16 protein-coding genes are annotated in these 19,303 nt (G+C 60.7%); 5 read left to right on the top strand and 11 right to left on the bottom strand.

Annotation, left to right across the window (positions count from 1 at the left end; all coding sequences use genetic code 11):
- Positions 1-226 precede the first annotated feature (226 nt).
- Positions 227-688 (top strand): hypothetical protein, encoded by a 462-nt coding sequence (locus tag FJD34_RS22905; RefSeq protein WP_090292288.1) that lies wholly within the window; start codon positions 227-229, stop codon positions 686-688.
- A 98-nt stretch (positions 689-786) separates the two neighbouring features.
- Here the strand turns inward: FJD34_RS22905 and alr are convergent, their stop codons facing one another.
- Both alr and FJD34_RS22895 read right to left on the bottom strand, forming a co-directional pair.
- A complete protein-coding gene (gene alr, locus FJD34_RS22900) occupies positions 787-2,016 on the bottom strand; it encodes an alanine racemase (protein ID WP_090292286.1) in 1,230 nt (409 codons plus the stop codon).
- Positions 2,017-2,146: 130 nt separating this feature from the next.
- On the bottom strand, positions 2,147-2,812 hold the full coding sequence (locus FJD34_RS22895) for a polysaccharide lyase family 7 protein (RefSeq protein ID WP_032858712.1): 666 nt from the start codon (positions 2,810-2,812) through the stop codon (positions 2,147-2,149).
- A 319-nt stretch (positions 2,813-3,131) separates the two neighbouring features.
- On the opposite strand from FJD34_RS22895, the gene FJD34_RS22890 reads away from it, so the two are divergent.
- Genes FJD34_RS22890 through FJD34_RS22880 form a run of 3 tightly spaced genes read left to right on the top strand, consistent with a single transcriptional unit; the run spans position 3,132 to position 6,109 of the window.
- Positions 3,132-5,252, top strand: coding sequence for a putative bifunctional diguanylate cyclase/phosphodiesterase (locus FJD34_RS22890; protein WP_090292284.1), 2,121 nt, complete (start codon positions 3,132-3,134; stop codon positions 5,250-5,252).
- Positions 5,253-5,294: 42 nt separating this feature from the next.
- The gene (locus FJD34_RS22885) at positions 5,295-5,795 is read left to right on the top strand and encodes a M48 metallopeptidase family protein (protein ID WP_032858710.1); all 501 of its coding nucleotides are present in this window, start codon (positions 5,295-5,297) and stop codon (positions 5,793-5,795) included.
- Positions 5,796-5,812: 17 nt separating this feature from the next.
- Positions 5,813-6,109, top strand: a complete 297-nt coding sequence (locus tag FJD34_RS22880; RefSeq protein ID WP_032858709.1) for a winged helix-turn-helix domain-containing protein — start codon at positions 5,813-5,815, stop codon at positions 6,107-6,109.
- 51 nt (positions 6,110-6,160) lie between these two features.
- Here FJD34_RS22880 and FJD34_RS22875 read toward each other — a convergent pair whose 3' ends face one another.
- Complete coding sequence (locus FJD34_RS22875) at positions 6,161-6,613, bottom strand: GNAT family N-acetyltransferase (RefSeq protein WP_090292281.1); 453 nt, start codon at positions 6,611-6,613, stop codon at positions 6,161-6,163.
- Between the two features lie 256 nt (positions 6,614-6,869).
- Here FJD34_RS22875 and FJD34_RS22870 point away from each other — a divergent pair, with 256 nt between their 5' ends.
- Positions 6,870-7,607 carry a substrate-binding periplasmic protein gene (locus FJD34_RS22870; protein WP_032858703.1) on the top strand — a complete coding sequence of 246 codons (738 nt, stop codon included), beginning with the start codon at positions 6,870-6,872 and terminating at the stop codon, positions 7,605-7,607.
- 87 nt (positions 7,608-7,694) lie between these two features.
- On the opposite strand, the gene yccS is transcribed toward FJD34_RS22870, so the two are convergent.
- The 8 genes from yccS to FJD34_RS22830 all read right to left on the bottom strand — a co-directional run bounded on the left by yccS (position 7,695) and on the right by FJD34_RS22830 (position 19,133).
- Positions 7,695-9,878, bottom strand: coding sequence for a YccS family putative transporter (yccS, locus tag FJD34_RS22865; RefSeq protein WP_065942721.1), 2,184 nt, complete (start codon positions 9,876-9,878; stop codon positions 7,695-7,697).
- A gap of 220 nt (positions 9,879-10,098) precedes the next feature.
- A complete protein-coding gene (locus FJD34_RS22860) occupies positions 10,099-11,277 on the bottom strand; it encodes a BaiN/RdsA family NAD(P)/FAD-dependent oxidoreductase (protein ID WP_065942720.1) in 1,179 nt (392 codons plus the stop codon).
- Between the two features lie 160 nt (positions 11,278-11,437).
- Entirely contained in the window at positions 11,438-12,775 is a 1,338-nt protein-coding gene (gene dbpA / locus FJD34_RS22855; protein WP_229689197.1) for an ATP-dependent RNA helicase DbpA, read from the bottom strand.
- A 131-nt stretch (positions 12,776-12,906) separates the two neighbouring features.
- Positions 12,907-14,334: a multidrug transporter subunit MdtD gene (gene mdtD, locus FJD34_RS22850; RefSeq protein WP_090292276.1), complete on the bottom strand. Its 1,428-nt coding sequence runs from the start codon at positions 14,332-14,334 to the stop codon at positions 12,907-12,909.
- Between the two features lie 35 nt (positions 14,335-14,369).
- Positions 14,370-15,260 carry an alpha/beta fold hydrolase gene (locus FJD34_RS22845; protein ID WP_065942718.1) on the bottom strand — a complete coding sequence of 297 codons (891 nt, stop codon included), beginning with the start codon at positions 15,258-15,260 and terminating at the stop codon, positions 14,370-14,372.
- A 272-nt stretch (positions 15,261-15,532) separates the two neighbouring features.
- On the bottom strand, positions 15,533-16,849 hold the full coding sequence (locus FJD34_RS22840) for a TldD/PmbA family protein (protein ID WP_090292274.1): 1,317 nt from the start codon (positions 16,847-16,849) through the stop codon (positions 15,533-15,535).
- Positions 16,849-18,291 (bottom strand): TldD/PmbA family protein, encoded by a 1,443-nt coding sequence (locus tag FJD34_RS22835; RefSeq protein WP_090292272.1) that lies wholly within the window; start codon positions 18,289-18,291, stop codon positions 16,849-16,851. The genes FJD34_RS22840 and FJD34_RS22835 overlap by 1 nt, the downstream gene beginning before the upstream one ends.
- A gap of 146 nt (positions 18,292-18,437) precedes the next feature.
- Complete coding sequence (locus FJD34_RS22830; RefSeq protein WP_032858688.1) at positions 18,438-19,133, bottom strand: RraA family protein; 696 nt, start codon at positions 19,131-19,133, stop codon at positions 18,438-18,440.
- Between the last annotated feature and the right edge of the window lie 170 nt (positions 19,134-19,303).

Here is a 19,303-nt window from a genome sequence, read left to right as displayed (position 1 = left end):
GCTAAAGGAAAGGGGGTTATTTAATTGCTACAAAAATTCCGTCCCCTTTCCCCCAAAAAACCCCCCCCCCCCCCCCCCTCCATTTAACTATCTATATGCTATATGCCTTATGGCGAAAAACTATAAAGGTTGCAGATTTTCACAGGTTCTCTTTATTGGTGGTTGGTTTATATTTTTTGTGTGCTTTTGATATCTATTTGATAAAGGTTTAATGGAGATTAATATTATGGAATATGAATTTGTAAGTGAGCCTTCTTTGGATAATAAAACTGCGGATGCTATTCGGCGTGAACGGGATCTAAAGTTGGTTGAAAGTAGTCTCGGGGGACTTCTCAGAAACTCAGAAAAGGAGGAATTGAACAAGTTTTTAACTGCTGAGGAAATAGATTTGATTGAGCAGCATAGGCAGAGAATGGAGGAGTTTAAGAAAAAACATCACTTCTTTGAGGAGCCTATCACGGACGTTCACAGGATAAATTATATTGTTGGGCATCGCGGTGGAAATGAGTTTCCAGGTTTTATAGGGTCGGTGAATTATGAGCGGTTGGCATCTGAAGTATTGTCAAAATTAAGAGCTGGTACTTATGTCCGAGCAAGTGGCTCTCCGTACCATTTGGCTGAGTTTGAAGAGAATGTAAAGGTAAACTATAAAGATAAAATAAGGTCTGGCTGGGTGCGAAATACCTGATTTGATTTTGGTATCGGCGTCTGTAAACCAATGTGGGAGCGAACAAGCCCGCTCCCACATTTGAATTGTGTTCAGCTTAGAGGCCGAGCTGTTGCGGCTTATTTATCGACCAGTACTTTTGGGTTGGAATTACCCCAAACCGTATACAAATCCGCCAACAACGCCCCATTGATATCCTCAACCTCGGCCTGGCTCGTCTGCACATTCCCCTGCTTGCCAAACAACACCACTTCATCGCCGCTCTTCACGGTCGGCACGTCGGTGACGTCGACCATCAAGGTGTTCATCGACACCTTGCCCACCACCGGCACTCGGTGCCCGTTGATCAGCACGATGCCTTTGTTGGTGAACGCTCGACGATAACCATCGGAATAACCCACGGTGATGTTCGCCAGTTTCGAATCCCGTGCCAGGGTGTAGGTGCGGTCATAGCCGACGGTGTTGCCCTTGGGGTAGCTGTTGACCGAGGCCACGTGGGACTTGAACTGCATCACGCGCTTGTATTCGGTAAACGACGGCACGGTGTCACCGAACAACAGGCCACCGGGGCGCACCATGTCCAGGCGCGACTCGGGCACTTCCAGGGTGGCGAAGGAGTTGGCGGCGTGCAGGGTGATTTTGCTGCGGTCCAGTTGGGCGACGTTGATCAGCCAGTTGGCCTGCTCGTTGAAGGCCTTGAGGCCGGTGCGTACGTCGGCGGCGTCTTCGACGGCGAAGTGGGTCATGATTGCCTTCACTTCCAGGTTCGGCACTTTGGTGATGGCGACCGCATCGCGCCGGCCCTGGGCGGTGGTCATTTCCACGCCGTTACGGCTCATGCCGCTGGAGTTCAGGCCCAGGTGCACCACTAGCGGGCGGCCATGATGCTCGGCGATCAGGCTGGCGCGCACGGCGAAGTCGAGGTTGCCCACCAGCTCTTCCATGTTGTACGGCAGCGCGGCTTCCAGCTCGCTCAGCGCGGCGGTGCGTACGCGGATCAGTTGGCCCTTGAAGCCGCTTTCACGTACCACGCGTGCTTCTTCGTTGCTGGCCACGCCCACGCAAGGCACGCCCAGCTTGATCACCGATGGCATCAGCAGGCCGATACCGTGGCCGTAGGCGTCAGCCTTGAGTACGGCGCAGATTTTCGATTTGTCGGCGAGGCTGGCTTGCAGGGTGCGGATGTTGTGTTCGAAAGCGGCTTTGCTGATCTCTACCCAGGCGTTGCTGTCCTGGATGTTGACCTGGGCCACGCCGTCGGTCATCGACAACGGCGGGGCGGCGAAGGCCGGGTTTTGCAGCATGACCATGCCCATGGACAGGGCGAGTAGGGTGCGAGTGAAGGGCATTGTGAGTCTCCATGACTTTCTTATAGGGCAGCATTACGCCTGTGCGGCGCCATACTCGAATTGTCCTACAAAAAAGTCGAGACCCTGGGTCGCGGTTCTGTCCTAAAGCGTCGTGGGAATGATCAGACTGTCAGTTGTGATCGATATCCAGCCTGGCAAATGTCACTTTGCCGCCTTCCTGGCTGTCGCCACTGTTGTCTTGCACATACACCCCCGCCTTGAAGTACAGCGGCTTTTTGCCCCAGGCGGCACCGATGCGTTCGTTCCATTGCCCGCTGGCCGCTTCGACGCTCAGCAGCCCAGCCTTGTTCAGGTGGATAACGTAGGTGAAGTTTTTCTCCAGCGGCACATTCTCGGCCACGATAATCACCCGGCCCTTGCTGTCATCCGGGCGCATGCGCACCTTGGCGACGATGTTGCCGGTCTGGGTTTTTTCCTTGAACTGGTATTCGACCTTGATCAGCGGTTTCTGGCTGTCGTAGGCGTGAATCTGACCGATCACGATCTTGCCCGAGGACGGCACCTGGTTGATTGCCAGGGTGGCGCGCAGGTAGTTGTCGGCTTCGGGGTAGGTCCAGTTGCGCAGCCGGCCATCGGCATAGGTTTCACGCAGTTCGCTGCGCGGGTAGATGGCGTTTTCGGTACGGGTGCCGGTAACAGGGGTCCAGAATTGCACGCTGCTGCCTTCGGCCTGGAAGTATTTGCCGTTGAAACCACTGAGCAGTCTGGGGGTGTCGATGGTGGCTGGTGGGGAGCCGACAGGAATGCTCAGGTTCCAGGTGGACAGATCAATCATTGAGTGCGCCTTTACTGTACGAAAGAGGGGGTCAAAAGGCCTTGGCCCGCGGATTAGCGCGTTATTTATAAGCGGCTGGTCATCGTTTGTTAATAATTTTAGGTCGGTTTATTGGCGTCAATGGACTGTCAAAAAGCCATGTTTCCCGTAATACGTGGGCTGCAGGTGCTGACCGTTAGTCGGTTGTGTGGTCTTTGGCGCAATGATGGCGCTGTCGCGCCTTCTGCTTTAGAGGATCCAGGGCTAGAGTGACTCCACATTGTTTGTCCGGTTTTGTCTCAAAAATGACCGGAATGAATCCTCAAGGAAGAGATGCAGCATGGAATGCGCTCCAACCCCGTCCGATGGCTGTTCAGTGCTCCTGGTGGTCGATGACTACCCGGAAAACCTGATCAGCATGCGCGCGCTCCTGCAGCGCGAGGACTGGCTGGTGGTGACGGCGGCCTCCGGCGAGGAAGCCCTGGGGTTACTGCTCGAACGTGACGTCGACCTGGTACTGCTAGATGTCAGGATGCCGGGCATGGACGGCTTCGAAGTGGCGCGGTTGATGCGCGGCAGCCAGCGCACCCGCATGACGCCGATTATTTTCTTGAGTGCCAATGAACAATCGCCCGCCGCCGTGCTTGAAGGCTATGCCAGCGGCGCCATCGACTACCTGTTCAAACCGTTCGACCCGCATATCCTCAAGCCCAAGGTCCAGGCCTTGCTGGAGCATCAGCGCAATCGGCGCGCCTTGCAGCGTTTGAGTCATGACCTGGAACTGGCCCGGGCCTTTAATGCCTCGGTACTCGACAACGCCGCCGAGGGCATCCTGGTGGTGGCCGAAGACGGGGTGATCAGCTACGCCAACCCGGCCATTTCACGGCTACTCAATGCCACGGTGGACGAGTTGCAAGGCCAGGCGTTCCTTGGCTTTTTGCAGAAGCCCCATATGCCTGACTGGTTTGGCAGCGAGCTGTACGCCGGTTACCGCCGTGGCGAAACCTGGCGCCTGCATGATGCGATCCTGCGTACCGCCCCCGGGCAGCAACTGCCGGTGGCGATGTCCTGTGCACCGTTGCCCCAGGAGCAGAAGGCCATGGTGGTGACCGTGCAGGACATGTCGCAAGTGCGGCACCTGCATCAGCAGCTGGAGTTCCAGGCGGTCACCGACCCGCTCACCGGCTTGCTCAATCGCCGTGGCTTCTACCAGGCCGTAGAGACGGCCCTGTTGCGCAACGAGCGCAGCGAGCATGCCACGGTGTTGCTGTACATGGACCTGGACGGCTTCAAGCGGGTCAATGATTCGGTGGGGCACGATGCCGGCGACCGAGTGCTGCGCTGGGTCTCTGAGCAATTGGAACTGTGCCTGCGCAGCTGTGACATTCTCGGCCGCCTGGGGGGCGATGAGTTCGTCGCATTGCTGGAATTGGAATACCCGGAACAGGCCGCGAAGCTCGCTGAGCAGTTGATCGAGCGGGTGTCGATCTGCCAGCAAGTAGACGGCCTGGAGGTGATGCTGGGGGTCAGTATCGGCATTGCCACCTTCCCCGATTGTGGCCGCGACCTGAGCGGCCTGCTGCGTGCCGCCGATATCGCCATGTACGAAGCCAAGCGGGCGGGGCGTCAGCAATATCGCTATTACGATCAGGAAATGAACGGCCGTGCCCGCTCGCGCCTGATGCTTGAAAGCAGTGTGCGCGAGGCCATCGCCAAAAAGCAGGTCACGTTGGTGTACCAGCCCCAAGTGTCCCTGGTGGACGGGCACTTGCGCGGTGTCGAGGCCTTGTTGCGTTGGCAGCACCCGAGTGTCGGCGATGTACCGCCGGGACTGTTCCTGCCCTTGCTGGAAGAGGCACGCCTGATCAGTCAGCTCAGCAGTTGGATCTATCTGCAAGTGGCGCAGCAACGCCAGGCCTGGGCGCAGGTCATGAACGACGACTGGGTGCTGAGCGTGAGCCTGAGCAGCAGCCAGTTCAATATGCCCAACCTGGTGACTCAGCTGCAGCAGGCACTGGAACGACATGGGTTGCACGGGCGGCAACTGGAAGTGGAAATTGCTGAAGAAAGCCTGATGCACAACATTGAAGAATCCACCAAGCAGCTCAAGCAGCTGCGGCGCCTGGGGGTGCGCATAGCCCTGGATGACTTCGGCTCGGGCACCTGCTCCCTGGCGCATTTGCGCGACCTGGAGTTCGATACGCTCAAGCTCGATCCCGGCCTGGTCACCCGCGTGCTCGACTCGCCACGGGAGGCGGCGCTGGCCCGCAGTATTATCGAGTTGTGCGGGCACTTCGGGTTGCTGGTGATTGCCGAAGGGGTGGAAACCCTTGAGCAATGCCACTGGCTGCAGGCCAATGGTTGCCAGTTCATTCAGGGGCCTTTGGTTGCCCTGCCGCTGATGGCCGAGGATATTTCCCAGTGGCCGCAGCCGTTTGCGCTACGCGCAGGCCCTTGCTGAATTCGCTACACTGACGGCCTCAAGCCCCTGCCGTTCGAACCCATGACTGCGCTGAAATACCTCCAGGCCTATCCCGCCGCCCTGCAAGAGCAAGTGCGCCAATTGATCGCCAAGGATCAGTTGGGTCACTACTTGAACCAGCGTTACCCCGAGCGCCATGCGGTGCAAAGCGACAAGGCGCTGTACAGCTACGCCCTGGCCTTGAAGCAGGAACACCTGCGCAACGCGCCGGCCATCGACAAGGTGCTGTTCGACAACCGCCTGGACCTGACCCACCGCGCCCTGGGCCTGCACACCACCATCTCCCGGGTGCAGGGTGGCAACCTCAAGTCCAAGAAAGAGATCCGCATCGCCGCGTTGTTCAAGGAGGCGGCGCCCGAGTTCCTGAAAATGATCGTCGTCCACGAGCTGGCGCACTTCAAGGAATCGGACCACAACAAGGCCTTCTACAAACTCTGCGAATACATGCTGCCCGGCTACCACCAGGTGGAGTTTGACCTGCGGGTGTACCTGACCTATCGGGACTTGCAGGGCAAGTCCTAATCACAAGGCGACTGATCATGGATGTGAGCAAGACCAAAAGCAGCTTCTACCGCCGTCTGTATGTGGCGTATCTGATCGACAGCCAACTGGCCAGCAGCGTCCCGGCGCTGACCGAGGCCACTGGCATGCCCCGGCGCACGGCCCAGGACACCATTGCGGCGTTGGCGGACCTGGATATCGTCTGTGAATTCGAGCAGGAAGACGGCGCCCGCAATCATGCCGGGCGCTATCGGATTCGCGACTGGGGGGCCATTGACCGGGGCTGGATCGAGCGCAACCTGGTACAGGTCAAGCAGGTGTTGGGCTATCCCTGAAATTGGGCTGGCAGGTCTGACGCCATCGCGAGCAAGCCCGCGATGGGGCCCTCAGGCGCGCCGCATACCAATATGTGGAATGTCGTCCTCAAGATAGACCTCACCCTCGACCTTGAACCCGTATCTTGTGTAGTACCCCTGCAAATGCGCCTGGGCTGAGAGAAAGATCGGCGTCTGCGGCCAGATATCGTCGATCTGCTTGAGGGTTTCCTCCAGCATCTGGTGGCCCAGGCCGGTGCCCCGTGCAACCCCGGCCACGAGCACGCGGCCGATAACCACGTCACCGCCATGCAGCTCCGGGTCGAGCAGGCGCAGGTAGGCAACCAGTTGGTCATCCTGCCAGCCCATCAGGTGGTGGGTGTCGCCCTCCAGATCCTGGCCGTCGATGTCCTGGTAGACGCATTTCTGCTCCACCACAAAAACCTCCGCCCGCAGGCGCAAAATGGCGTAGAGCTGTTCCTTGCCCAGATCATTGTGGTGCTTGCAAACCCAATCGACTGTCATCGTTCCATCTCGCATAAAGACCTGCCTTGGATAGTAATGCCATGACCGGCGACTGTCTCGGGCGGCGACACAAACACCCTGAAAACGACCTTTTTTGTGAGTAGCGTCAATTTGCCATCATTGAGTGCTTTCGCGGCTGGGTTCTTTGTGTAATCTGCTGTACTGCGCGAGCGATAGGCTACAGTCAGAACCTGGACATACTCCCGCCAGGCGTCATCGCCCGCAAGGAACTGCCCGCTGTGCAAGGACATTAAGCATGCTGCGATTGTCTCGTGCCGTTGCTTTGATCGTGTTGCTGTTGCTGGCCCCTACGGTGGTGGCGGAACGTTTGCGCCTGGTGGGGGATGCATGGCCGCCGTTTACCGATGCGACCCTGATCAATGGTGGCCTGGCCACCGATATCGTCAGCACCGCCCTGGCGCGTGCCGGCTATGCCAGTGATTTTGAACAAGTGCCATGGGCGCGGGCCTTGATGGGGGTGGGGGACGGGCGTTATGACGTACTGGTCAATGCCTGGTACGACGAGGCGCGTACGCAGTTGGGGCAGTTTTCCGCTGAGTACCTGCTTAATCGCGTGCGTTTTATCAAGCGCCGCGACGATCCCATTGAGTACCAGAACTTGCAGCAACTGCATGACTATCCCATCGCCGTAGTACGCGGCTACGCCTATTCGGCGGATTTCGATGCTGATCCAAAACTGCAAAAGGTCCCGGTGCATAACTTCGCCATGGCCGTGCGCATGCTGGCGGCCCAGCGGGTGCGGCTGACGGTCGAGGATGAATATGTCGCCCGCTACAACCTGGCGCGGGAGTCCTCCAGGGTGCGTAATGCGGTGGAGTTTTTGCCCAAGCCGTTGAGTGAAAACAGTCTGCACATTCTGGTCAGCCTGAAAAATCCCAAGCATGAGCAGATTGTTGCCGGGTTTGATCGGGAGATCAGCAAGATGAAGGCGGATGGCAGTTATGCGCGCCTTCTTAAGCAACATGGGATGTAGTGGTCTTTAGGGCCTCATCGCAGGCAAGCCAGCTCCCACATTGGAATGCATTTCAAAGGTAGGAGCTGGCTTGCCTGCGATAGGGCCCTAAGCCGCACTGGTTTCCTTGATCAAATGTGCGGCCAATGTGCGCAACGGCCCCAACTGCCGGCAAATCAACGCCAACTGCGTCTGCACCAGCCGCTGCGCCTCATCGATCTCGTCCGGCATCTGCTCCAGTTCTACAGCCAACGCCTCCTCGGCATCGCTCTGCACCGCAATCGGCTGTTTGTTCGCCAGCCCCGTGGCGATTTCGTCGATGCTGGTAGCGAGGGTTTTGCCCGCGCCTTCGATCAGGTGTTCACGCACGTCTGCCGGCAGTTGGGTGTCGCGGTGCGCACCCAACCCCGACAGGTAGCTGAGCAAGGTGTGGGACAGCACCAGGAAGCGGAAGCCCACGTCGGCCTCCTTACGGAAATGCCCCGGCTCCATCAGCATATTGGCCAGGGTGGTGGACAGCGCCGCATCGGCGTTGTGCGCATTGCGCCGGGCCAGGCGGTAGGCCAGGTCGTCGCTCTTGCCGGCGGCATATTGCTGCATGATCTGGCGCAGGTAGATGCTGTTGCAGGTCAGGGTGTTGGCCAGCACTTTGTTCAGGCGCCGGCCTTGCCAGTCCGGCAGGAACAGGAACACCGCCAGCCCGGCGATCAGGCTGCCAAGCAAGGTATCGAACAGGCGCGGCAGGAATAGCCCGTAGCCATCGCCCACCTGGTTGAAGCAGAACAGCACCATCAGGGTAATGGCAGCGGTCGCCAGGGTGTAGCGGGTGGTGCGGTTGATAAAGAACACCAGCCCCGCAGCGATGGCGAACATCGATTGCACCAGAGGGCTGGGGAACAGATCGAACAGCGCCCAGGCCACCGTCAGGCCGATGGCCGTGCCGACGATCCGCTGGCCGAGCTTGCGTCGCGTGGCGCCATAGTTGGGCTGGCAGACGAACAGCGTGGTGAGGATGATCCAATAGCCCTGTGACGGGTGGATCAAATGCACCATGCCGTAGCCGACACTCAGTGCCAGGGGCAGGCGCAGGGCGTGGCGGAACAGCAACGACGTCGGCGTCAACTGGGTGCGCAGGCGCGTCCACATTTCCTTGAGGTTGCGCGGTGAACGGTCCAGCAGGCTGCTGTCGGTGGCATCGGCCAGGCTGTCGGGGTTGCTGGCATCACTGAGCAGGCGGTCAAGGGTCGACAGGTTGGCCGCCAGCGCGCGCAGCGAACGCAACAGGCCGCGCCAGGCCGGGTTGCTCTGGATGCGCAGGTGTTCCAGGGACGCATTCAGGTCGCCCAGGGCCTCGGCGAAGCTGGCGTCGTAGACAAACGGCTGGCGCAACTGGATCGACTCGGCGAGGGTCTGGCAGGCTTTGCCTTGCTGGCGCAGCAGGCGCTGGCAACGGAACAGCACATCGCTGTGGAAGAAGGCTTCAGCCAGGGCGTTGTAGGGGTAGTGGGAGGAACTGGCGCGTTCATGGATGTCCTGGGCCAGGAAGTACAGCTTGAGATAGCGGCTGACCTTGGAGCCCGGCCGGCCGTTACCGACGCGGTGCAGGATGATTTCCTTGGCCGCATTGAGCGCCGCCACCACCCGGCCATTTTGCTGGGCCAGTTCCAGGCGCCGTGCTTCCACGTCCAACTGGCGAATAGGTTCGAACAGCGAAGACTTGAGCTTGAGGTAACGCCCCAGCTCGCGAAACAGCCGGGCCAGGCTCTGCTGCACCGGCTGGTTGGAAAACAGCGCCTGCCACAGCACCGACAGCACGCCATACCAGGCGGCACCGGCCACCAGCAGCAAGGGTTCATGCCAGAAATCGGTGACGGCGCCGCCGCGCTGGTCCACACCGATCATGGTGTAGACCGACAGAATCAAGGTGGCCGAGGCGATCGCCCCATAGCGCTCGCCCAGGGCGCCGAGCATGGTCAGGCAGAAACTCGCCAGGGCGATGGCGATGGCAAAGATCCACGGGTAGGGAAACAGCAACTCCACTGAGAGTGCTGCCACGCTGAAACATACCAGCGTCACCGCCAGGGCGTTGAGGCGGCCTTGCCAGCTGTCATCGGTCTCGGCCAGGGCGCTGGCGATAATCCCCAGGAACAGCGGGATCAGCAGCGACATCTCATCCTGATACCAGCACAACGCCATGCTGCCGGTGAGGGCGATAAACACCCGTACGCTGTAACTGAACTTATCCAGTGCCCAAAGGCGCCGCATTGACTGCTTGAACGAGGTCGAGGACATGAAGTCTGGGGTCTTCCGGGACGATGCCGCTAAATTGAGCCAGTAATGACGTCAGGGCAAGCGTGGCGATCACATTCATAAGCAAAAAATGTTTTGGCACACCCCAATCAAAATGTGGGAGCGGGCTTGCTCGCGAATGCGGACTGTCAGCCAACCCATCTGGCGACTGGTACACCGCATTCGCGAGCAAGCCCGCTCCCACAGGTGATCGCATTGCAGTTCAGGCGTATTGCGCTGCCGCATAGCCCGACGCCCAGGCCCATTGGAAGTTGAACCCGCCCAGGTGCCCGGTCACGTCCAGCACTTCGCCGATAAAGTACAGGCCAGGGCTTTTCAGTGATTCCATGGTCTTGGACGACACTTCTCGCGTGTCCACCCCGCCCAGGGTGACTTCGGCGGTGCGGTAGCCTTCGGTACCGGCCGGGACCAACTGCCAACTGCCCAGCTTGCTGGCAATATCTGCCAGCTCGGCGTGGGTGTACTGCTTCATCGGCTTGGACACAAACCACGTCTCGGCCAACAGGTTGGCCATCTTCTTGGTGAAGATCTCGCCGAGTAGGGTCTTGAGCTCGCTGTTGGGGCGTTCGGCCTGCTGCTGTTGCAGCCAGGCGTGGGCATCGTGGTCGGGCAACAGGTTGATCTCAACGGTGTCGCCGGGTTCCCAGTAAGAAGAAATCTGCAAAATCGCCGGCCCGCTCAGGCCGCGATGGGTAAACAGAATGTTCTCGCGAAAGCTCTGGTCGTTGCAGCTCACCAGGCAATCGACCGAGGTGCCGGACAACTCGCCGCACAAGTCCTTGAGCTGATCGGTGATGGTAAACGGCACCAGGCCCGCGCGAGTCGGCAGCAGTTCATGGCCGAACTGCTTGGCCACCTGGTAACCAAAGCCGGTGGCGCCCAGTGTCGGAATCGACAGCCCGCCGGTGGCGATCACCAGGGATTCACAGCGCAACTCGCCCAGCGTGGTCTGCAACTGGTAGCCGCTGTCGAGCCTGGCGATCTCCTGGATCGAGGTGTCCAGGTGCAGGCTCACGCCGGTCTGGATGCACTCGTCGAGCAGCATGCCGAGGATGTCGCTGGATTTGTTATCGCAGAACAACTGGCCGAGTTTTTTCTCGTGGTACGGCACGCCGTGCTTGGCCACCAGCCCGATGAAATCCCATTGGGTGTAGCGGGCCAGGGCGGATTTGCAGAAGTGCGCGTTGTGCGACAGGAAGTTGGCAGGCTCGGTGTACATGTTGGTGAAATTGCAGCGGCCACCGCCCGACATCAGGATCTTCTTGCCGGCCTTGTTCGCATGGTCGATCAGCATCACCTTGCGCCCACGCCCGGCGGCAGTCAGCGCACACATCAAGCCTGCGGCGCCAGCGCCAATGATCACAACTTCGGTCGAGCGCAAAACGGTGTCCTCACACAAAATCTATTTTGGAATACAGTCAAAAATGTGGGAGCGGGCTTGCTCGCGAATGCGCACTGTCAGCCAACCCATCTGGCGACTGGTACACCGCATTCGCGAGCAAGCCCGCTCCCACATTGGATCTCCATTGAATCGAAGAGCTTTACAGGATGCGCACACGCAACGAACGGCCCTTGATCTTGCCATCGTTCAAACGCTGCAGCGCCTGCTTGGCGACGCCACGCTCCACGGCCACATAGGCCTGGAAGTCAAAGATCGCGATCTTGCCCACCTGGGCGCCCGGGATCCCGGCTTCGCCGGTCAGTGCACCCAGGATATCGCCGGGGCGAACCTTGTCTTTACGGCCGGCGGCAATGCACAGCGTGCTCATCACCGGCAGCAACGGCGCGCCGCCCTGGGATTTGAGGTTGCTCAGTTGGTCCCAGTTCAGCGGGGCCTTTTGCAGCAGCTCGATGGCCTGGGCGCGGTGCGCTTCGGACGGTGCTACCAGGCTGACGGCGATCCCGGTCTCACCGGCACGCCCTGTACGGCCGACGCGGTGAATGTGGATTTCCGAGTCGCGGGCCAGTTCGACGTTGATCACCATGTCCAGTGCATCAATGTCCAGGCCGCGGGCGGCGACGTCGGTGGCAACCAGCACCGATGTGCTGCGGTTGGCGAACATCGCCAGTACCTGGTCACGGTCACGCTGCTCCAGGTCGCCATGCAGGCCGACCGCAGAAATGCCCTTGGAGGTCAGGTGATCCACGGTTTCCTGTACTTGCTGCTTGGTAAAGCAGAAGGCTACGCAGGAGGCCGGACGGAAGTGCGACAGCACTTTGGTCACCGCGTCCATGCGCTCGTCCGGGGAGATTTCGTAGAACCGCTGCTCGATCTGCTCGTCGGAGTGGAACGCTTCGGCCTTGACCTGCTGCGGCGCGCGCATGAATTTGGAGGCCAGTTGCTTGATGCTCACCGGGTAGGTGGCCGAGAACAGCAGGGTCTGGCGACGGGCCGGGGTCTTGCTGATGATGTCTTCGATGGCGTCGTAGAAGCCCATGTCGAGCATGCGGTCGGCTTCGTCGAGGATCAGCGTGTTCAGGCCGTCCAGCACCAGCGAACCCTTGCGCAGGTGTTGCTGGATGCGGCCCGGGGTGCCGACGATGATGTGCGCGCCGTGTTCCAGGGAGGCGATCTGCGGGCCGAGGGACACGCCACCGCACAGGGTCAGCACCTTGATATTGTCTTCGGCACGGGCCAGGCGGCGGATTTCCTTGGCCACCTGGTCCGCCAGCTCGCGGGTCGGGCACATCACCAGGGCCTGGCAACCGAAGTAGCGCGGGTTGATGGGGTTCAACAGGCCGATGCCGAAGGCCGCGGTCTTGCCGCTGCCGGTCTTGGCCTGGGCGATCAGGTCCAGCCCCTTGAGGATCACCGGCAAGCTTTGCGCCTGGATCTGCGTCATCTCGACATAACCCAGCGAGTCGAGGTTAGCCAGCATGGCGGCGGAGAGCGGCAAAGTATTAAAAGCGGTGGCGATGGTGGTCACGGGACTGGCTCTGCAAAAACAAAATGTCGCGCAGTGTACCAGCCTCGTGGGAATTTCCCTGCAAGTTCTAGACGAGACGCCGCTTAATGCTCGATGTCGTGCTCGCGGCTGACCACCCGTTTGCCGTCTTTTGGCGACAATTGCAGGAAGATCGCCGCCGCCAGCATCGCCATGATACCCACGGTGAGGAAGGTCAACTGAAACGCCCCGAGCACGGTACTGACCCCATCGTTGCCGGCTTCGGCGGTGAACCCGCCCAGCAGGGCACCGGCGCAGGCCACCCCCAGGCTCAGGGCCAGTTGCGCCACCACCGACAGTAAGCTGTTGCCGCTGCTGGCCTGGGCGTCGTCGAGGTCGATCAGGGTCACGGTGTTCATCGCGGTAAATTGCAGGGAGTTGATCGCCCCCAGCACTGCGAGCATCGCCAGTAGCAGCGGGTAGGGCGTCTGTTCGCTGACCAGGCCCATGCTCGCCAGCATCAGGCCCAGCGCCAACGTGTTACCGGTCAGCACGATGCGATAACCCAGGCGTTCGATCAGCGGCCGGGCAACCGACTTGGCGACCATGGCTGCCGCCGCCAGGGGCAGCATGCTCATGCCGGCCTGGGATGGCGAGTACCCCAAGGCGACTTGCAGCAACAACGGCACGAGGAACGGCAAGGCACCGCTGCCCAGGCGCGCGAACAGGTTGCCGAGAATGCCCACGGCAAAGGTCCGGGTCTTGAACAGCACCGGCGAGAACAGCGGATTTTCGATATGCCCGGCGCGCAGCCAGTAGGCCGCCAGGCACGCCATGCCGCCGAACAGCAGCAACATCACGCGCAAGTGTGGCAGGTGCAACTCGCCCAAGCCTTCCATGGCGATAGTGATCAGCACCATCGCCGCGCCAAACAGCAAAAAGCCCAGGCTGTCGAAGCGTGTGCGCTCACTGCCACGCAGGTCGGGGATGAATTTCCACACGGCGTAGCAGCCGATCATGCCCACCGGCAGGTTGATCAAAAAGATCCAGTGCCAGGTCAGGTACTGCACCATCCAGCCGCCCATGGTCGGGCCGAGCAAAGGGCCGAGCAGGCCGGGAATGGTGATGAAGCCCATGATCCGCACCAGCTCCGAACGCGGGTAGGCGCGCAGCACCACCAGCCTTCCCACCGGTAGCATTAGCGCGCCGCCCAGGCCCTGGATCACCCGCGCGCCGATCAGCATGCTCAGGCTGCTGGACAGGGCGCACAGCAGCGAACCGATGCTGAACAGCATGATCGCGCCGAAGAAAATTTTCTTGGTGCCGAAACGGTCGGCGATCCAGCCCGAGGCCGGGATCAGCAAGGCCACGGTAAGCATGTAGGCGATGATCACGCCTTGCATGCGCAAAGGGTTCTCCGCCAGGTCCTCGGCCATGGCGGGCAATGCCGTGTTGAGAATCGTCCCATCGAGTGACTGCATGAAGAAGGCAATCGCTACCACCCAGGGCAACCAGCGGGCGGTCTTGGCATCGAGCACGACACGATTCGGCATGAGAACCCTTTTATTAGCAGGCTATGTGTTGCCGATTATGCGCCATCAATAAGCGGTTTTCCCACTGGCGGTTCGTCTATATCTGACACTGCTACATCTTTGCCCACCAGGAAATCAATCAGCGCCCGATGCACTGCAAACGCCGCCTCGCGGGACTCCAGGTCGAGCAGATGGCCGGTGTGCTCGGCTGTGGCAAAGCTGCTGCGCCCCACATATTGCTTGAACAGTTGGGCTTCATCGGCCGGCGTATATTCGTCCAGCGTGCCGTTGAGAAAGTGCACCGGGCTTTCGATCTGGCGCAATTGCGGCAGGTAGTTGCCATCGCCCAGCGCCAGCACCTGATGAATATGAAAGCGCGCCTGGCGGTACTCGGTGGTGGCCATGGTCGACAGGTGCCGATGGTTATTGCGCTTGAGCCGGCTGGAGAGGAACTTGCCGACGGTTTCGTTAAGCAGGTGGCCGACGGCGGACTTGTCATCGGCCTCGATCAGCACCCGCACGCGCTCCACGTATTCGAGCATCGCCTGGTTGAGATTGGGCGCCAGGGCCATCACTACCGAGCTTTCGATGGAGGGCGGGTTGCGTGCCAGGGTCAGCAGGGTCGAGATGCCGCCCCAGGAGGCCGACACCAGATGGTTGACCTCAAAGCGCTCCACCAGCGCCCGCAGGATTTCGACTTCGTCGTCCTTGGTCACCAGGTCCAGGTCGGTGTTGTGGGGGCGTGAATAGCCAGAGAACGGCAGATCGAACATCAACACATTGAAATGCTCGGCCAGGCATTTGCTGGTGCGAGCGAATGAGCGGGTGGTGGACAGCGCGCCGTTGACCAGCAGCACGGTCTTGCGTTGTGGGTCGTTGCCCAGTTGCTCTACGTGAACGTTGTAGTGCTTGAACAACTTATCAATGACAAAACTTCCTTGGTACATGTCAACGCTCCGGCTCGCCCTATCCCGGGCGAGGTCATGCATCATTTGCGAACAAATGGGTTAAGAGTGGCGGGATGCCACTAACGTTTATATCGAGGTTTTCGGCAGGCGACAACAGCCCCGCAACCAGCGGGCTGTTGTAAAGGAAGGTTCATCAACACACAGGGCGTTCCCCTGTAGGAGCGAGCTTGCTCGCGAAAATCGCGAACGATAACGCGGGCATTCTGATCGAGCGCGGCACGTCGCAGCGCTGCCCGGAGAACGCCCCGCACCTACAACGTCAGGGTCAACCGTTTTACCAGCGCGCCCGGCAACAAGTTGGACGAGGTACTGCGCTCGCTATAGGTACTGGCCGACAGCAGCAACTCGCGCTCGGCGGTCAGCGCTTCCAACTGCGAACCCAGCAGGTGGTACACGCTGTCATCAAAGCGCATGGTGCTGACCGGCGCCTTGATCTCACCGTCCTCTACCCAGAACGTGGCGAAGCGGGTCATGCCGGTCAGGCGCGCCGCCGGCTGGTCGGAGTAGTTCAGGTACCACAGGTTGCTGATATACAGGCCGGTGCCCAATTGCTTGAGGATATCGGCCTGGGCCAGGTCGCCTGCAGCCATTTCAAAGGCACTGGGGGACTCGTCGCCATCGGCACCGTTGGTGCTCAAGCCATATTCGGCAGCGCTGCGCGAGTTGACCAGGCGCCCTTCGGCGTGGCCGGCGCTGATCAGGGTCACATCGCTGCACGGGTAGCCGTCGCGCGAGAATGCCGGGCTCAACGATGCGCTGACCTGTTCCGCCATGCTCACCAGTGGGTTCAGGGCCTGATCACCGGCATACAAACGCTGCAACGGGCTGCCTTTGCTGGCGATGGCCTGGGCGGAGAAACCACCCCAGGCGAGCATGCTGACAATTTCTTCCAGGGCTGCTGGTGCCAGGTAGGCGCGGTACTGGCCGGGCGCCAAGGTGTGCAATGGCCGGCCCAGATACTCAAGCTGCTCGCGGGCTTGCTGGAAGCGCTGGGCAAACGCCGCGCTGTCCCAGGCATCCCCGGCGTAGCTGGCTTTTACCGCTTCACCATTGGCATGGAACAGGCTGAAATCGAAGTTGAAACTATTTGCCTGATGCCAGCCAAAAGCCCCGGACGAACTGGCGAATCCACGGCTGATCGGCCCGGCGGCATAGAAACCCACCAGGTCCACACCTTGGGCGGCCTGGCTGATTTCGGCCAGGACCTGATCCAGGTCCGGCAGTGGCCGGGCCTGTTCATTCTGGCTTTTCCAGGCGTTGTGGTTGAGCAGCAGATAAGGATCCTGCGGCAGCAATGGCAAGGTTTCACGCAGTTGTTGCAGGCCCTCGGCCAGGCGCTGGCGATCCAGCTCCGGCGCCCCGGCCAGGGTGATACCGAGGTCGGCGTGGCGACCGTCATGAATCAGCTTGAGGTTCACGCTGGCTTGTTGCACCTGCCCGGCCTGACGCACCCGGGCATGGTTCAAGCGCACGAACTCGGAAGACTCCGCCGCATAGCCCAGATGAAACTGTTCCCCGTCGGTGATGGCCTGCTTGAGCCACTCCACCAGATCCTTGAAAGCCTGCATCAGGCATCTCCCCCAAACACATCCACATCACTGAACACACACGCCGGCGACGCATGGCCAACGCGGATCACCTGGTTGGGCTCGCCCTTGCCGCAGTTCGGCGTACCCAGCACCTGGAAAGTACTGGCATCGCCCACGGCACTGAGCTTGCGCCAGAACTGCGCGGAAATCGCCCGGTAGTTGGGGTTTTTCACCACGCCCTTGAGTTCGCCATTTTCGATCAACTGGCCCCATTCGCAGCCGAACTGGAATTTGTTGCGCGCATCGTCGATGGACCAGGAACGGTTGGTCGACATCAAGATACCGTGCTCGATGCCGCCGACCAATTGCGCCAGGCTCTGGTCGCCAGCCTCGATATTGAGGTTGGCCATACGGTCGATCGGCGCGCGGTTCCAGCTGCAGGCGCGACTGTTGGCAACGCCGCCCATGCCCGCACGGTATTGCGACAACGCACCGCCCAATGGTTTGAGCAGCAGGCCTTCACGGATCAGGAACTGCTTGCTGGCGGCGGTGCCGTCATCGTCATGGCCATAGCTGGCCAGTTGCTCGGGAATGTCCGGGTCGAAGGTCACGTTCAGCAGGTTTGAGCCGTATTGCAGGTGGCCGAAGTCGCTGGCCTTGACGAAGCTGGTGCCGGCGTAATTGCGCTCGTCACCGAGGATCCGGTCCAGCTCCAGCGGGTGGCCGATGGACTCGTGGATCTGCAGGATCATCTGGTCGGGCATCAGCAGCAGGTCGCGCGGGCCGGTGGGGGTATTGGGCGCCAGCAATAGTTGCAGCGCCTGATCGGCAATCCGTGGCGCGGCGCCGACCAGGCCGAAACGGCTGATCACGTCCGCACCGCCTTGCTGGCCAAAGTTGGTGCCACCCAGGGTGCGGGTCTGGCTGTCGTTGCCGTCGTAGGCCGTGACATTGACGCCGGGGAACACAAAACGCTGGGCCTGGCGCAACTCGGCGCCGGCACTGTTGAGGTAGATCTGCTCGACCAGGGTGGTGCCCAGGCTGACTTCCCAGTTCACCAGGCGCTCGTCCTTGGGCACGGCGGCTGACTCTGCACCGAGCAATTGGTAGCAGTCGCTCAGGGACGCAAAAGGTTGGTCGAGGTTTGGCGACAGGTAATCGGCGATGTCGCTGGACACCGGCTGGTCGCGCAGGTCGAGCAGCGCGTGGGGCTTGATCCGCCGGGCTTGTTGCTCAGCGCGCTCAAGGGCGGCTTGCAGGCCGGGCAGGGAAATGTCGTGGGTGGCGGCGTAGGCCTCGACACCGTTGAGGCGCACGGTGAGCATGGCACCTTCGTCGCGACTCAGGTGCGGCGGCTCGGCGACGTTCTTGCGCACCGACAGGTACTGGCCAGACTCGCGCACGTAACGCAGCGAGAAGAACTCGGCGTGGGTGCGCAGGGCGGCGAAATGTTTTTTGAGTTGCGGGTGTTTTTCGAACATGGAGCCTTCCTTGTGGGCAGCGGTGGCCGGAGGCCCTCATCACTGTAGGAGCGAGCTTGCTCGCGAAGGTCGCGAACGATGGCGCGGGCATTCTGGATAAATGCCGCGCTCTTGGGTTTTTCGCGAGCAAGCTCGCTCCTACAGGGTTAGACCGGGCAGCCCTTGGCGCGCAGGATCGCATCAAAACGATCAGGGTCCAGGGTGCCGGCTTCGATAGCCGCCAGTGTAGCCTGCTCGCGCGCCAGCAGGTCGTGGCAGCGCACCAGCAGTTCCGGCAGTTCGCTACGGGATGCGGCAACCACGCCGTCGCCATCGCCGATCATCAAGTCGCCAGGCGCGACCAGCATGCCTGCGCAAGAGATCGGCACGTTGATCTCACCGCCGCCGTCCGTACTCGGGCCACGGTGCACGCCGCCGATGGCGTAGGCCGGCAGTTCGCCGGTCTGCCATTCGTCGAGGTCGCGCAGGGCGCCGTTGATCACCACACCGACAATGCCGGCCTTGAGGGCCATGGCGCGCATGATGCCGCCGAACACGGCGCGGGTCAGGTCGGCGCTGCCGTCGATCACCAGCACATCGCCCGGGCGGGCCATTTGCATGGCCTTGAGGATCATCAGGTTGTCACCGGGGCGCACACGCACGGTCAGCGCGCTGCCGAGCATCGGCGCATTGCCGTGGAACGCCTTGAGACCCAGGCCGCCGACGTTACGGCCCAGGCAGTCGCTGACTGCAGCGGCCGGAATCTTGCTGAATTCCTTCAGCCATTTCGGGTCCAGCGGTTCAACGTTTGGATTGATCAGGAAGCCGGTAGGCCATTTGCTCGAAGAAACGACATCAAACATGAGAAAGCCTCGTGGCCAGGCAGAAGCCGGCGTGTCGGTAGGGAGGTGAAACGTTTGCGCGAGGGACTAGATTAGGCCGGCGCGGGGGGTGGGATCAAGGGTGAGGCGGTGTAGGAAGGGTTTTGTAGGAGCGAGCTTGCTCGCGAATGTCGCTAACGATAACGCGGGGC

This window comes from Pseudomonas brenneri, assembly GCF_007858285.1.
Lineage (GTDB): Bacteria > Pseudomonadota > Gammaproteobacteria > Pseudomonadales > Pseudomonadaceae > Aquipseudomonas > Aquipseudomonas brenneri.
The sequence above is the reverse complement of the archived record's forward strand: the minus strand, read 5'-3'. Positions and strand labels throughout refer to the sequence as shown.